Here is a 14,414-nt window from a genome sequence, read left to right on the forward strand (position 1 = left end):
CAGCTGCTTGGCACGGAACGGCTTCTCACCGAGTTCGGCGACCGCTTCGGCGCGCTCGGCGACGGTGAGGTCGGCAAGATGCCGGGGCGGCAGGCCACGGCGGGGCGCTTCGAAGACGAGGGGGAGGGCAGTCATAGCCCGTCAAGTGTCTCATGACCTGCGAGCTTGCGTTCCGACTGTTTCCGATATATCGTAAGCATGTCGGGACACAACGAGATGTTTCGGCGAACATCCACACGAAGGAGAACCATCATGAGAAGGCGACCATTTCCCCCTGGTCCGGAAATGCGCGGGGCGTTCGGCCCCCGAGGGCGCGGCGGCTTCGGCGAGTTCCCGCCCGGATGGGGTCCTGGCGGCCCCGGAGGTCCCGGTGGTCCGTTCGGCGGCCCCCGCGGACACGCCCGTGGTCACCGTGGCGGCCGTCGTGGCCGGCGCGGCGACGTGCGTGCGGCAGTGCTGGCCCTACTGGCCGAGCAGCCGCGCCACGGTTACGAAATCATCAGCGAGATCTCTGAGCGCAGCGGCGGTTTCTGGCGCCCCAGCCCGGGTTCCATCTACCCCACGCTGCAGTTGATGGCCGACGAAGGCCTGGTCGTGAGCCGGGACGAAGGCGGCAAGAAGCTGTTCGAACTGACCGACGAGGGCCGCGCCACCGCCGAGCGGCAAGTGGGCGCCCCGCCGTGGGAACAGATCGCGGACGAGGTCGACCCCAGCGAGGTCAGCCTGCGCAAGTCCGGTGCCACGCTGGCGGCGGCCGCGATGCAGGTCTCCCAGGCCGGCACGTCCAGCCAGAAGAAGCGGGCCGTCGAGGTGCTCAACGAGGCCCGGCGCGCGCTCTACGAAATCCTCGGCGAAACCACTTCCGAGGACGAGGAAGACGAGTGACCAGGAAGCACGAGGCCGGCGGGTTTCTCGCGGACGAGAACGCGATAACCCACCGGCACCGTGTATCCGTCGAAACCGTTGTCACGCAAGATATCCGCGATCGCCGCGGCGGCAACGCCGGGGCTGAACTCGATCTTCAGCACCGCCTCCATGGCAGCGCGATCGGTGAACCGCCAGCGCGTGCCGACGCGACGGCAGCGAAAACCCTGGCGTAGAAAGAACTCTTCCACCGCCGCGGGATCGTAATGCGGCAGGTCCTCGCGCATCCACCGCCCGTACGGCTCGGCGGTCACGTCGAGGTCGACGATCACCAGCCGGCCACCCGGCCGCAGCACCCGGTCCGCCTCCCGCAACCCCGGTTCACAGCCTGGGCCGAAGAAATACGCGGTCCGCGTGTGCACGAGATCCACGCTCGCATCGCCCAACGGCAGCCCTTGGGCGGAACCACGCACCACCCGGACAGCGGCCAGGTCGGCGGTCCGTCGCCGCGCGCGGCGCAGCAATGGCTCGTGTGGCTCCACTCCCACAACGGAATTCGCCCCTGCGGCGAAACGCGGCAGGTGGAATCCGTCACCACAGCCGACGTCGGCCACGTCCAGCCCGGCCCAGTCCGCTTCCTCGGCGAGCACCTGCCAGATCGCGCCATCGACGTCCTGCGCCTGGTTCTCGACCTCGTAGACATCGGGGTAATACCAGATATTCGGGCTCGGTACCACGCCCCCGTCGCGGGAGAGCGCTTTCAGCCCGCGACGGGCGGCATTCCACATCGGCACAGCATACGGGTTGGTAACAGGGAAAAGATCTCCTGTTCGCCATAGACTCAAGACCTCCCCGGGACAGGAGGCACCATGGCACTCGGCCCGCAGGTCACCCGCTCGATACTCCCCTCCGGTATCCCCTGCTGGATTGAGCTGGCCACCCTCGACGAGGAAGTCGCGCAACGGTTCTACAACGGGCTGTTCGGCTGGAACTTCGACCTCAACCGCGATCCCGCCGCGCCGACCGGCCGGTACCTGATCGCGTCACTCGGCGGCATCGACGTCGCCGGGGTCTACCGCGCAGCCCCGGATCAGCCGAGCCTGTGGACGATCAACGTCTCGGTCGGCAACACCGCGACCGCGGCCGAATGGGTGGTACACCTCGGCGGCAAGATCACCCTCGGGCCCGTCGAAATCCCCGGCCGCGGCAGCATTCTGCACGCGACCGATCCCGCGGGCGCGCCGGTCGTGTTCTGGCAGCCGGAGAACTGGTCCTTCGCCACGGGGCTGCCCAACACCTTCGCCACCGCCGACCTCAACACCCACGACGGCGAAGCAGCGGACGGCTTCTTCTGCCGCCTGTTCAGCTACACCGCCCGCCAGATCGGCGACACCCGCGGCGTCGACTACGCCGAATGGGTCCTGGACCAACAGGCGGTGCTCTACCGCTACGTGATGGGGCCGGAGTATCCGCCGGAAACGTTGCCGCACTGGTTGGTCTACTTCGAAGTGGAGCCGGCGCGTGGCGCCGACGCCACCGCCGGGCACGCGCTCATGCTCGGCGGCCGGGTGGTGATCGACCCGTACGACTCACCGTGGGGCCGGATAGCGGTACTGGCCGACCCGGGCGGAGCGGTGTTCGCCATCGTCGACCGCACGCGGCGGCTGGAGGACTTCGGACGCGCGGAAGTGGACGACCCCTACGACGACTAAGCCACGAAGGCCGACAACAGCACCCACGAGACCACGGCCGAGGGCAGCAGCGAGTCGAGGCGGTCCATCAGGCCACCGTGCCCTGGCAACATCGTGCCCATGTCCTTCACCCCGAGATCCCGCTTGATCAGGGACTCGACGAGATCGCCCAGCGTCGCGGTCAGCACGATCGCGGCCCCGAACAGCACGCCCTGCCAGGCGTGCGCGTCCAGCAGAAAACTGAAGGTCAGCGCGCCTGCGACGATGCCGGCCACCAGCGAACCGCCGAAGCCCTCCCAGGACTTCTTCGGGCTGATCGACGGCGCCATCGGATGCCTGCCCTTGAGCACGCCGGCGGCGTAGCCCCCGGTGTCGGACGCGACCACGCCGATCAAGAACGTCAGCACCCGCGCGGCGCCGTCGGAGGGCAGCAGCATCATCGCCGCGAAGGAACCGCACAACGGCAGATACGCGGCGGCGAACACGGTCGCCGAAGTGTCCCGCAGGTACCCGTCAGCACCGCCCGGCAGCCGCCACAGGAGACAGGCCAGCATGGTGAGCGCGAAGGCGACCAGCGTGCCCGTCAGCCCGAACGGCCAGGTCAGCCACACCATCGCCTGACCACCGACGAGCAGCGGGATCAGCGCGAGCCTGATCCCGGCCGCGCGGCGCAACGCCTGGGCGAACTCGATCGTGCCGACCGCCATCGCGATCCCGATGATCCCGAGGAAGACATAGCGGACCGTGAGCAGCGAGGCCAGCACGGCCGCGCCGAGCACAAGGCCGACCCCGATCGCGGCAGGTAGGTCCCGGCCCGCCCGCGACGGTTTTTTCGCCGGTTCAGCGGGCTCGACCGGCCCGGGAGAAGACATCGGGATCGGCGCCCTCTCGCGTTCTTCGCTCACCTGGGCCATCAGACCTCGAGAAGCTCGGCTTCCTTGTGTTTGACGAGCTCCTCGACCTGGGTGACGTAGCTGTCGGTGAGGTGCTGCAGCTCCTTCTCGGCGCGCGCGACCTCGTCCTCGCCCGCCTCGCCGTCCTTGGCGATCCGGTCCAGCTCTTCCTTGGCCTTGCGCCGGACGCCGCGGATATGCACCTTCGCGTCCTCGCCCTTGCTCTTGGCCATTTTCGCCATCTCGCGCCGCCGCTCCTCGGTCAGCTGCGGGATCACGATCCGGATGATCTGCCCGTCATTGCTCGGGTTCACGCCGAGGTCGGACTCGCGGATGGCCTTCTCGATCGCGCCAAGCTGCCCCTGGTCGTACGGCTTGATGATCGCCATCCTGGCCTCGGGGATGTTCACACCCGCCACCTGGTTGAGCGGCATGGTGGAGCCATAGGCCTCGACCGTGATCCGGGAGAACATCGACGGGGTGGCCCGGCCGGTCCGCACCGACGACAGATCCTCCTTCGCGAAGGACACCGCTTTTTCCATCTTCTCCTCGGCGTCGAGGAGGGTCTCGTCGATCACGGCTACTCCCGTTGTCTTCTCAGTTGTCCAGTGCGATCCCACCAGGGCTAGGCGTCGGGCCCGTCGGTGGGGGTGCTGACCAGTGTGCCGATCCTCTCACCACGCACCGCTCGCGCGATGTTTCCCTCGGTGAGCAGATTGAACACGATAATCGGCATGTTGTTGTCCATGCAGAGACTGAACGCGGTCGCGTCGGCGACCTTGAGGCCCCGCTCCAGCACCTCACGGTGAGTGATCTCGTCGAACATCTTCGCGCTCGGGTCACTCTTCGGGTCGGCCGTGAACACCCCGTCGACGGCCTTCGCCATCAGCACGGCGTCGCAGCCGATCTCCAGCGCACGCTGGGCGGCGGCGGTGTCGGTGGAGAAGTACGGCATCCCGACCCCGGCCGCGAAGATGACCACGCGGCCCTTTTCCAGGTGCCGCTCGGCGCGGCGCGGGATGTAGGGCTCGGCGACCTGCCCCATCGTGATCGCGCTCTGCACCCGCGTCGGCACGCCTTCCTTCTCCAGGAAGTCCTGCAGCGCCAGGCAGTTCATCACGGTGCCCAGCATGGCCATGTAGTCAGCGCGGTCACGGTCCATCCCCCGCTGGGACAGTTCCGCGCCGCGGAAGTAGTTACCGCCGCCGATGACCACCGCCAACTGAACGCCGGTGCGGACGACCTCCGCGATCTGCACGGCCACCGAATGCACCACGTCCGGGTCCACACCGAGGGACCCGCCGCCGAGCATCTCTCCGCCCAGTTTCAGCAGCACCCGTCGAAAGCCATCCGGTACACCCTGCCGGGAACCCACCTCAGTCACGCCCGCCTCACCTCCGCTGGGTACCGCTCTGCCGAAAGTCCTCGTTCGTAACCGTGCCCCGTCCCCGAGTTCTCCGGAGACGGGGCACGATACGCGTCAGCCGTCAGGCCTTACTGCTGGCCCACCTCGAACCGGGCGAACCGGGTGACGGTCACGCCCGCGGCGTCGAGCAGCTGCTTGACGGTCTTCTTGTTGTCGGTCACCGAAGGCTGCTCGAGCAGCACGTTGTCCTTGTAGAACGCGTTGACCTTGCCTTCGATGATCTTCGGCAGGGCCTGCTCGGGCTTGCCCTCGTTACGGGCCGTCTCCTCGGCGATGCGCCGCTCGTTGTCGACCAGCTCGGCCGGGACCTGCTCGCGGGTCAGGTACTTCGGCTTGAGGGCCGCGATCTGCAGCGCCGCGCCACGGGCCGCGTCGGCGTTTCCACCGGTGTACTCCACCAGCACGCCGACGGCCGGCGGGAGGCCGGCGCCACGGCGGTGCAGATAGGTCTCGACGGTGCCGTCGAACGCGACGACCCGGCGCAGCACCAGCTTCTCGCCGATCTTGGCGGCCAGCTCCTGTACGGCGTCGTTGACGGTCTTGCCGCCTTCGATCTCGGCCGCGCCCAGCTTCTCCACGTCGTCGGTGCGGGCGTTCTTGGCTGCCGCCACGATCTGGTCGGCCAGCTGTTGGAACTGCTCGTTCTTGGCGACGAAGTCGGTCTCGGAGTTGAGCTCGACCAGCACGCCGCCCTCGCCGGCGACAAGGCCCTCGGCGGTGGCGCGCTCGGCGCGCTTGCCGACGTCCTTGGCGCCCTTGATGCGCAGGAACTCGACGGCCTTGTCGAAGTCGCCGTCGTTCTGCTCCAGCGCCTTCTTGCAGTCCATCATGCCGGAGCCGGTGAGCTCACGGAGACGCTTCACGTCAGCCGCGGTGTAGTTCGCCATCGTGCGCTTTCCATTCCCTTCGGGAAAGTCAGGGCCCGGCGGCCGCCGGCGAAGACGGCCGGCCGGGGCTTCGTTCGATCAGGAGGAGGTGGTCTGCTCGGCGGCGGCGGGCTGGCCGCCTTCGTTGCCGGCGAGGAGTTCCTTCTCCCACTCGGCCAGCGGCTCGTCGGTGGCGACGCCCGGCTCCGGCTTGTCCTGACCCTCCGGGGCCGAACCGTTGCGGCCCGAACGGGCGAGCAGGCCGGCGGCGGCCGCCTCGGCGACGACCTTGGTGAGCAGCGCGGCGGAGCGGATCGCGTCGTCGTTGCCCGGGATCGGGTAGTCGACCTCGTCCGGGTCGCAGTTGGTGTCGAGCACCGCGACGACCGGGATGTTCAGCTTGCGCGCCTCGCCGACGGCGATGTGCTCCTTCTTGGTGTCGACGATCCACACGGCGGAGGGGACCTTCGCCATGTCGCGGATACCGCCGAGGGTCTTCTCCAGCTTGTCCTTCTCACGGGTGAGCGTGAGGATTTCGCGCTTGGTCAGCCCCTGGAAGCCACCGGTCTGCTCCTGCGACTCGAGCTCCTTGAGGCGCTGAAGCCGCTTGTGCACGGTCTGGAAGTTGGTCAGCATGCCGCCCAGCCAGCGCTGGTTCACATACGGCATGCCCACGCGCTGCGCCTCGGCCGCGATCGCTTCCTGGGCCTGCTTCTTGGTGCCCACGAACATGATCGTGCCGCCGTGCGCGACGGTTTCCTTGATGAACTCGAAGGCACGGTCGATGTAGGTCAGCGTCTGCTGCAGGTCGATGATGTAGATGCCGTTGCGCTCGGTGAGGATGTAGCGCTTCATCTTCGGATTCCAGCGCCGGGTCTGATGCCCGAAGTGCACGCCGGAATCGAGCAGCTGCTTCATGGTGACGACGGCCATGGCCGGATTCGCACCTCTTCTGTCTTGAGCGCGCCGGGTACGACCCGGCCCGCATGGTCGGTTTGTCGCCGCCGGCCGGGTGGCCGGAGACCCTGGTGCAGTGCCGGTGCCCGGACCCCGTGTCACCACGAGGACCGCCGGGCGCCGCTCGTCCCACCACCAGCTGGAAATGTGGGACACGCACCTACACGCGAAGTCGACCTGTGCCAGCACAGGCCGCGCGAACAGTGTACGCCCAGGCCCGGTGCGCTTCATCACGGGCAAGTCGATCCCCGTGAGTTGTCCACACCACCCCGGTTATCCACAGGCGGCAAAACTTTTGGTGCGCCCCGACCATCCGGCACGCAAGGCTGGAGTGGTGACCCTCCTGATCCGTCTCGCACTGACGTTCCTGCTGGTAGCGGGAGCGCTGGTGGTGCCGTCGCGCGCGCTGGCCCAACCCGCCGAACCCCGCTTCACCTGGCCGCTGTCGCCGTCCCCGCAGGTGACGCGCACGTTCGATGCCCCGGCGAATCCGTATGGCCCGGGCCATCGCGGCGTGGACCTGGCGGCCGCGCCCGGCCAGCAGGTGCTCGCTGCCGGGCCGGGTGTGGTGGTGTTCGCCGGTCAGGTGGCGGGCGTGGGTGTCGTCTCGATAGATCACGACGGCGGCCTGCGCACCACCTACGAGCCCATGACGCCGCTGGTCCCGGTAGGTGCGCAGGTGTACCGCGGGCAGCCGGTCGGGATGGTGAATCCCGGGCATCCAGGCTGTCCGGTGGCGGCGTGCCTGCATTGGGGCGTCCGGCGAGGCGAGGAGTACCTGAGCCCGCTCGCCCTGATCCAGACGGAGTCGGTGGTCAGGCTGAAGCCCTGGGACTCGCCGGGAGATGGTGCGGGAGCCACACAAGGCCCACCTCTGGCCGAACCTCCATGACGAGCCGCGCACCGCCTGGCCCCGCGTTGTCTCACCGCGCTACAAGTGCGGCGCGACGTCACCCACCGCCGAAAGGAGGGCATCACAACGCAACATCCACGCTCCGGCAGACCGCCGCGATCTCGGACCACGGCCGCGCACGGGACGTGGCCTCACGGCCCGTCGCGAGGTCAGACGCTGGCTTGCTCGGTGAGCCGGGCCCGCAACCGCAGCACGGCGCGGGTGTGCAGCTGGCTCACCCGGGATTCGGTGACACCGAGGACCTTGCCGATCTCGGCCAGGGTGAGACTCTCGAAGTAGTAGAGGCTGACCACGATCCGGTCCCGCTCGGTCAGCTGCGCGATCGCTTCGGCCAGCTGCCGCCGGTTGTCCCGATCGACGAGGACCGCCACCGGGTCCACCGCGTCGTCGTCGGGCAACGTGTCTACCAGGGAACCGCTGTCCTTGCCCGCAGAGACGAGGTCTTCCAGCGCGACGACACTGGTGAGGCGCAACTGGCCGTAGAGGTCACGAAGCTCGCCGAGGCCGATCTCGAGCTCTTCGGCGAGCTCGGTGTCGGTCGGCGTGCGGTGCAGGCGCGCGCCCAGACGCTCCAGCGCCCGCTCGGCCTCCCGGAGGCGGCTGCGTACCACCCGCGGCACCCAGTCCTGGGAGCGGAGATCGTCGAGGATCGCGCCCCGGATCCGCTGCATCGCGTAGGTCTCGAACCGCAGGCCGCGCTCGGGGTCGAACTTCTCGATCGCGTCGATCAGGCCGAAGATGCCCGACTGCACGAGGTCGCCTACATCCACGTGGGTCGGTAATCCGGTGCCGACCCGCCCGGCGACGTACTTGACCAGCGGGGCGTAGTGGAGCACGAGCCGCTCGCGCAGCCGCTGGTGCGGTTTGGCCCGGAACTCGAGCCACAACGCGTGAATCGCAGCGTCAACGTTGTTCACCGCCGCCCCCGCCGAGGCCGATGCTGTTTCCGTCCCCGATCCTGCTGCCTTGGCGTGGCCCTCGCCAGTTGAGTCGCCACTGTCCGCTTGGGACACCGCGTCACGACCGTCGGCAGGCACGTTTTCGATGGGTACGGCTTCAGCAGACAGGTTTTCCGCGGATGCGGGCACCGGCCGTCCCACCGGCACTTCCCCAGACACAGCGGCGAACCGTTGCGCAGCGCCCATCGCGGAAGCAGCGGCGATCTCCGGACCGGCAACGACTCCCCGCCCGGCCGCAGCCCGCGCCGCTTGTACCGAGCGCTCGACTCCGTGGTGCTCGACTCCCGGGCGCTCAACTTCCGGGCACTCAACTCCCGGGCACTCGGCTCCCGAGTCCTCAACTCGCTGGCACTCAACTACCGGGCGCTCAACGTCCGGGCGCTCGACCTCCTGGTGCTCAACTACCGGGCACTCGGCTCCCGAGTCCTCGACTCGCTGGTGCTCGGCTCCCGGGCGCTCGACCTCCGGGCAGTCGAAGCGAGTCCCGTCGCCGCTTCCGTCCTGTTGGTCTTCCGCAGTTCCGGCACGGTTTCCGGCGCGGCTGTCTTCGGCGTTTCCGGCATCACTCATCGCCGACTCGGTCGTGGCTCCCCCAACACCCTCGACCGGCGCGCTCTTGGCCCCCTCGGCCACATTTCCCCCGCTGTCCTCAACCGGCGCCACCCCGGCGCCGCCGACCACCACTCCCCCGATGTGGTTGATCAATGTCCCTCGGCCGTCCCCAGCGGCGACAGCCGATCCCTCGGTTCTCCCGGACCCGGCCTCCACACCGGCCGTCTCCGTCTGTGCGCCGAACTCATCGATCAACGCACCGGGCACATCTCCTGTCGAGTGTGCCGCATCAAGCGTCCCGGCTGTTCCGCCATCCCTCGGATCCGGCCAACGGGGCCGTGAAGTCTCCTCAGGTGGCACACCCGAACCGTCCTCGTGACCCTCCTCAGTAGACCCGGCAGGCCGAGCGTCCCCGGATATGCCGGGGTGACCGCTCGGGTCGCCGCCCGATCGGTCTGTGTCGGTGAGTCGCAGATCGGCCGTCACTCGATGGCCGGTCTCGGCAGCGGGCTCAGTTCGGTCTCCGGGCTCGTCTTTGGTCGGTCGCGGCGAGGGCAGTCCAGCCAGCCCCGCCGGCCGGCTCCTGAGGTCGTCAGGCGCGTGGGTGGGCTCGATCATGAATCGCCTTAAGCCGCTCGACTGTCACGTGAGTGTAGAGCTGCGTCGTCGCTAGCGTAGCGTGACCGAGTAGTTCCTGAACGCTGCGGAGATCGGCGCCACCTTCCAAGAGGTGCGTTGCGGCGGTGTGCCGCAACCCATGTGGGCCCATGTCAGCCGCTCCCGGCACGGAATCGACTGCATCGTGCACCACCCGCCGCACAGCACGCGGGTCGAGACGACCGCCGCGGATCCCCAGAAAAAGCGCTGCCGGATGCGCCTTCGACGCGGTAGCCACCATCGCACGCCTTCCCTCGTCCAGCCACCTGCGCAACGCCTTGTCCGCAGGCACACCGAACGGCACCACGCGTTCCTTGCCGCCCTTACCCAGCACGCGCACGACCCGGCTGCCGAAGTCCACATCGCCGACATCGAGTCCACAAAGCTCGGACACCCGCACTCCGGTGGCGTACAGCAGTTCGAGAACCGCGTGATCCCGCAACGCCTCAGGATCAAGCTGGGCCGCCCCGGCACCGGATGCCTTCAGCACCTCCCCGGCTTCGTCCGTACGGAGCACTGCGGGCAGGGTCCGGTGCGTTCGCGGCGCGACAAGCCGCGCTCCTGGATCCGAGTCGAGCGCTCCTTGCCGCCGGGCCCAGGCCGTGAAGGTTCGCGCCGCCGCCGAACGGCGCGCGAGTGTTGTCCGGCTGGCCCCGTGTGCGTGCAGTTCGGCCAACCACGCGCGCAGGGAAGCCGTGTCGAGACCTTCAAGAGCCGCACGGTTATCGGGTTTCCTGTCATTGTCATTCGGCACCCCGTGCAGGAATCCAAGCAGTGACACGATATCGCCGACGTATGCGCGCACTGTGTGCTCGGACAGCCCGCGCTCCAACCGAAGATGACGCTCGTACTCGTCCAGCAGTTCACCCGCCGCCGACGGCAACCCGGCACGCACAAGCCGGAGGTCGATCCGGCTCTCAGGCATTTTGCGGGCAGCCATGCTCACGCCACCGTCGTCGTGTCAAGCAACCAACCGCACATCGCCATAGCTGCGCGCGAGTCGTACGCACGTTCGGCATTCGTGCGATCGGCAGTGGACGGAAACATGCCCATTACGCTGGGCGAAGCGGCGCGAATGGTCAAGCATCGCCACACCGCCATCACTTGCGTATCGCATCACCTCTCCCCGAGAGGCCGCGGCAGACCTGGCCGCTCATGCGGTCTTCCGTGATTTTCGAACCGCCGGGCTTTGTTGCCAGCCGCTTTCACAACGCTGGGCGAAGCCCTCCAACTCCAGCGGCGGCAGCACCGCGCGCACTCTCGGTACCGGCACCCCGGACTCGGCGGCGATCTCCTCGACGGACTTGCCCTTCCGCTTTTCGAGAGTTTCGTGAACGCGGAGCGCGTCGGAACCGAGACCGTCGGTCGGTCGCCGGCTTTTTTCTTTCTCAGCTGCCTGAGTACCGAGCTTGCCGACGACTTCCATCACGTCCTCGACCGAAGCGACCAGGGTCGCGGCCGAATCCCTGATCAGCTCATGACATCCGGCCGAAAGACCGGAACCGATCGGGCCGGGCACCGCCATCACGCTCTTGCCCAGCACGCCGGCTGTCGTCGCCGTGTTCCGCGCGCCGCTCCGTCGTGCTGCCTCGACGACGATCGTGCCCTCGGTCAGCGCGGCGATAAGCCTGTTCCGGACCAGGAAACGGTGCCGCGCGGGCGGAGTGCCGGGCGGGTATTCACTGACGACAAGCCCGCCGCGCTGCGCGATGCGGGACAACAATGCGGTGTGCGCGGCGGGATACCCGGTGTCGATCCCGCAGCCGAGCAGAGCGGCCGTCAGGCCCTCGGCAGCCAGGGCACCGCGATGAGCCGCGCCGTCGATTCCATAGGCAGCACCGGAAAAAATCGCCATGCCACGGCCGACGAGGCCATAGGCGAACTCACCGGCCACACTCTCGCCGTAACCGGTGGCCGCACGAGCGCCCACGATCGCGACCGCCGATCCGGCCGCCTCATCGAGCCTCGGCTTACCGCGGACCCACAACGCCAGCGGCGTTGCCGCCGTGCGGACTCCGCGCCGCTCGGCGTTTTCGAGAGACAGCAACGGCCAAGCCGGCCATTCCTCATCTTCCGGGATAACGAGGCGAACACCGAGCCGGTCCGCGTCGTCCAGATCCTTCTGCGGCTGGTCGATATGCCGCCGGGCGGCGGTCTCGTCCAGCACACGCGGCGGACACTGTCCATTTCGGACTCGTTCCGCCGCGGCGACGGGCCCGATCTCGTTGACGAACGCGGCGAGGGCCGGTGCGGGTGGTTCGGCCACGCGGGCCAGGTAAGCCCGCGCGAGACGTATTTCGTTCATGACGGCCTCCGGGCCGGAAAGTTGTTGTGATTGAAGGCCGTGGGGTTCGGAGAGCACTAGCGGTCTGCCACGTTGCCTCAGGCCGCGCGGACGAGCCGGCTACAGGAGCTCGCTCATGCGGCGCCTCGATCACGGAATTCGAGGGCAGCGGCGACATGGTCGGAATCCGGGCGAGGCGCCGTGGCGAGATCGGCGAGAGTCCAAGCGATTCGAAGGCACCTGTCGGCCCCTCGGGCGGTCAGGAATCCTCGCTCCAGGCTGCGATCGACCAGTGCGGTGGTCTTGCGGGGAAGTGCGAATTCTCGCCGCAAGGCCGGGCCGGGCACTTCGGCGTTGGTGCGCCAGCCGCGTTCGGACCAGCGAGCCGCAGCACGTTCCCGCGCGGCGAGAACCCGTTTGCGGACAACGTCTGTCGGCTCCGGGGCATTGTGCTCATGCGTGGTCATGGCGGTGATCGGGCGCATTTTCACGCGGATGTCGACACGGTCGAGCAGGGGACCGGACAGGCGGGCAAGGTAACGACGCCGGGCCCAGGGGGTGCAGGTGCAGTCGCTTTCCCTCGGTGGTGCGCAGGGGCACGGGTTCGTCGCCAGGACCAACTGGAAACGCGCGGGATAGCAGACGGAGCCTTTCGACCGGGCTATCCGGACCTCGCCCTCTTCGAGCGCGGTGCGCAGGGATTCCAGCGCCGACGTACTGAATTCGCAGGCCTCGTCCAGCAGCAGGATTCCCCTGTGGGCCTGGCTGATCAGGCCGGGCACAGCCATTCCGCTTCCGCCGCCGATCAACGCCGCGACCGAAGCCGAATGATGTGGCGCGACGAAAGGCGGGACCTTCACCAATGGAGACGCCCGGGACAGCGAGCCGTGCACGGAGCGCACCGCCGTCACTTCGAGCGATTCCTCGGCCGACAACATGGGCAACAGGCCCGGCAAGCGCTTGGCGAGCATCGTCTTGCCGACGCCGGGCGGCCCGGTGAGCAACAGGTGGTGCCCACCCGCCGCCGCGACCTCGATCGCCCATCGCGCCTCGGGCTGGCCGATGACATCCGCCAGGTCCGGGACCTCGACCGGCGGGCCCGGCGCCGGTGGCTCGGCCTCGGCCAGGACGTTCTCGCCATTCAGCCAGGCGATCACATCCGGAAGCCGCGCCGCGCCGAACACGTCCAGCCCGTCTACCAGCGCCGCCTCGAACAACGACTGCGCGGGCACGATGGCTCGCTTCATCCCCGCCTTGCGGGCAGCCAGCAGGCCCGGCAGGAGCCCCCTGACCTCGCGGATCCGGCCGTCCAGGGACAGCTCACCGAACAGCACAGTGCCCATCAACCGAGCGGAGGGCACTCTTTCCGCGGCGATCAGGACCGCGACCGCGATGGCCAGGTCATACCCGGAGCCGAGCTTGGGCAGGTTCGCCGGGGACAGACCCAGCGTGAGCTTCTCACCCGGCCATGCCTGACCGGAATTGCGCACGGCCGAACGGACCCTGTCTTTCGCCTCGCGCAGACCGGCGTCGGGAAGGCCGACGAGTTTCATGCCGGGCATGCCGCCGCCAAGATCGGCCTCCACCTCGACGAGGCTGCCGTCGATCCCGATCAGGGCGACCGACCAGGCGTTCCCCATCGGCATCAGAATGCTCCGGGAAAATGCCGCAACCGCGTGGCGCCGGCCGGCGAGACCAGGACCGTGATCACATCGAACCGGACCGCGCACCAGTTGACGCAGAACGCCCGTAGCCACTGCCCGGTGATGCGGCGGATGCGGGCGACTTTGGCCGGGGTGACCGCCTCGGCGGGATCGCCGAAGCGCTCCCCGGCCCTGGTCTTGACCTCGCAGACGACCAGTGTGCGGCCGTCGGTGACCACGAGATCCAGCTCGCCTTCGCGGCAGCGCCAGTTGCGGGACAGCACCACGAAACCGAGCTTCTGCAGATGCCGGGCTGCCAACTGCTCGCCCTTGCGGCCCAGCTGGAGATGCGGTGCGACCCCCGGCCTGGCCGCGGCGAGAACCGCGGCGTTTTCCATTTCGAACCCCCAGTGTCGAAATCTTTCGCGTCACCGATGACGCTGCCAGGTCCCCCGGCCCCCGCGCCAGACCGAATTGCCCCGCCTGTGGATAACCCACCCCATGTGGATAACTCGGAGTGGGACGGAGGGGTTGGGCAGGCGGGGTGGAAGTGGCGCTGGGCCGGTGGAATGGCGGGCAGTCGGGAGGGGCGCGTGGAACCGGCGGGCCGGGCTGGACCGACGGGCTGGCCTGACAGGCTGGGCGCGGGGGCTGGGGATGTGTGGAGTGGCGGTGACTGTGGCGGCGGTGGCGGGCTGACCTGCCCCGG

15 protein-coding genes and 1 pseudogene are annotated in these 14,414 nt (G+C 68.5%); 4 read left to right on the top strand and 12 right to left on the bottom strand.

The window, feature by feature from the left end; translation table 11 throughout:
• Nucleotides 1–135 (bottom strand): annotated as a pseudogene (locus tag VHD82_RS31110) (23S rRNA (adenine(2503)-C(2))-methyltransferase RlmN); the annotation flags it as partial.
• A 306-nt stretch (nucleotides 136–441) separates the two neighbouring features.
• Here VHD82_RS31110 and VHD82_RS31115 point away from each other — a divergent pair.
• Nucleotides 442–885, top strand: a complete 444-nt coding sequence (locus VHD82_RS31115) for a PadR family transcriptional regulator (RefSeq protein ID WP_325712139.1) — start codon at nucleotides 442–444, stop codon at nucleotides 883–885.
• Here the strand turns inward: VHD82_RS31115 and VHD82_RS31120 are convergent.
• Nucleotides 837–1,652, bottom strand: coding sequence for a class I SAM-dependent methyltransferase (locus VHD82_RS31120; RefSeq protein WP_325712141.1), 816 nt, complete (start codon nucleotides 1,650–1,652; stop codon nucleotides 837–839). The genes VHD82_RS31115 and VHD82_RS31120 overlap by 49 nt on opposite strands.
• Before the next feature lie 81 nt (nucleotides 1,653–1,733).
• On the opposite strand from VHD82_RS31120, the gene VHD82_RS31125 reads away from it, so the two are divergent.
• Nucleotides 1,734–2,576 (top strand): VOC family protein, encoded by an 843-nt coding sequence (locus VHD82_RS31125; protein WP_325712143.1) that lies wholly within the window; start codon nucleotides 1,734–1,736, stop codon nucleotides 2,574–2,576.
• On the opposite strand, the gene VHD82_RS31130 is transcribed toward VHD82_RS31125, so the two are convergent.
• The 5 genes from VHD82_RS31130 to rpsB all read right to left on the bottom strand — a co-directional run bounded on the left by VHD82_RS31130 (nucleotide 2,573) and on the right by rpsB (nucleotide 6,673).
• A complete protein-coding gene (locus VHD82_RS31130) occupies nucleotides 2,573–3,469 on the bottom strand; it encodes a phosphatidate cytidylyltransferase (protein ID WP_325712145.1) in 897 nt (298 codons plus the stop codon). The two genes, VHD82_RS31125 and VHD82_RS31130, sit on opposite strands and share 4 nt — an antisense overlap.
• Nucleotides 3,469–4,026 carry a ribosome recycling factor gene (gene frr, locus VHD82_RS31135; RefSeq protein ID WP_325712147.1) on the bottom strand — a complete coding sequence of 186 codons (558 nt, stop codon included), beginning with the start codon at nucleotides 4,024–4,026 and terminating at the stop codon, nucleotides 3,469–3,471. Before frr ends, VHD82_RS31130 begins: the two co-directional genes overlap by 1 nt.
• Nucleotides 4,027–4,073: 47 nt before the next feature.
• Nucleotides 4,074–4,823 carry a UMP kinase gene (gene pyrH, locus VHD82_RS31140; RefSeq protein ID WP_325712301.1) on the bottom strand — a complete coding sequence of 250 codons (750 nt, stop codon included), beginning with the start codon at nucleotides 4,821–4,823 and terminating at the stop codon, nucleotides 4,074–4,076.
• 119 nt (nucleotides 4,824–4,942) lie between these two features.
• Nucleotides 4,943–5,761, bottom strand: a complete 819-nt coding sequence (tsf, locus tag VHD82_RS31145; protein ID WP_325712149.1) for a translation elongation factor Ts — start codon at nucleotides 5,759–5,761, stop codon at nucleotides 4,943–4,945.
• A gap of 78 nt (nucleotides 5,762–5,839) precedes the next feature.
• On the bottom strand, nucleotides 5,840–6,673 hold the full coding sequence (rpsB, locus tag VHD82_RS31150) for a 30S ribosomal protein S2 (RefSeq protein WP_325712151.1): 834 nt from the start codon (nucleotides 6,671–6,673) through the stop codon (nucleotides 5,840–5,842).
• A 391-nt stretch (nucleotides 6,674–7,064) separates the two neighbouring features.
• On the opposite strand from rpsB, the gene VHD82_RS31155 reads away from it, so the two are divergent.
• Entirely contained in the window at nucleotides 7,065–7,589 is a 525-nt protein-coding gene (locus tag VHD82_RS31155) for a M23 family metallopeptidase (protein WP_325712303.1), read from the top strand.
• A 170-nt stretch (nucleotides 7,590–7,759) separates the two neighbouring features.
• Here VHD82_RS31155 and VHD82_RS31160 read toward each other — a convergent pair whose 3' ends face one another.
• Nucleotides 7,760–8,755, bottom strand: coding sequence for a FliA/WhiG family RNA polymerase sigma factor (locus VHD82_RS31160; protein ID WP_414637599.1), 996 nt, complete (start codon nucleotides 8,753–8,755; stop codon nucleotides 7,760–7,762).
• An 84-nt stretch (nucleotides 8,756–8,839) separates the two neighbouring features.
• Here VHD82_RS31160 and VHD82_RS31165 point away from each other — a divergent pair, with 84 nt between their 5' ends.
• Nucleotides 8,840–9,463: a hypothetical protein gene (locus VHD82_RS31165; RefSeq protein ID WP_325712156.1), complete on the top strand. Its 624-nt coding sequence runs from the start codon at nucleotides 8,840–8,842 to the stop codon at nucleotides 9,461–9,463.
• Nucleotides 9,464–9,713: 250 nt separating this feature from the next.
• Here VHD82_RS31165 and VHD82_RS31170 read toward each other — a convergent pair whose 3' ends face one another.
• The 4 genes from VHD82_RS31170 to VHD82_RS31185 form a co-directional block, all read right to left on the bottom strand.
• A complete protein-coding gene (locus tag VHD82_RS31170) occupies nucleotides 9,714–10,718 on the bottom strand; it encodes a tyrosine recombinase XerC (RefSeq protein WP_325712157.1) in 1,005 nt (334 codons plus the stop codon).
• Between the two features lie 213 nt (nucleotides 10,719–10,931).
• Nucleotides 10,932–12,083 carry a DNA-processing protein DprA gene (gene dprA, locus VHD82_RS31175; protein WP_325712159.1) on the bottom strand — a complete coding sequence of 384 codons (1,152 nt, stop codon included), beginning with the start codon at nucleotides 12,081–12,083 and terminating at the stop codon, nucleotides 10,932–10,934.
• Between the two features lie 113 nt (nucleotides 12,084–12,196).
• On the bottom strand, nucleotides 12,197–13,708 hold the full coding sequence (locus VHD82_RS31180; protein WP_325712161.1) for a YifB family Mg chelatase-like AAA ATPase: 1,512 nt from the start codon (nucleotides 13,706–13,708) through the stop codon (nucleotides 12,197–12,199).
• Nucleotides 13,708–14,103 carry a YraN family protein gene (locus VHD82_RS31185; RefSeq protein ID WP_325712163.1) on the bottom strand — a complete coding sequence of 132 codons (396 nt, stop codon included), beginning with the start codon at nucleotides 14,101–14,103 and terminating at the stop codon, nucleotides 13,708–13,710. Before VHD82_RS31185 ends, VHD82_RS31180 begins: the two co-directional genes overlap by 1 nt.
• Between the last annotated feature and the right edge of the window lie 311 nt (nucleotides 14,104–14,414).

It is taken from the genome of Amycolatopsis sp., from assembly GCF_035546795.1.
Classification (GTDB): Bacteria; Actinomycetota; Actinomycetes; order Mycobacteriales; family Pseudonocardiaceae; genus Amycolatopsis_E.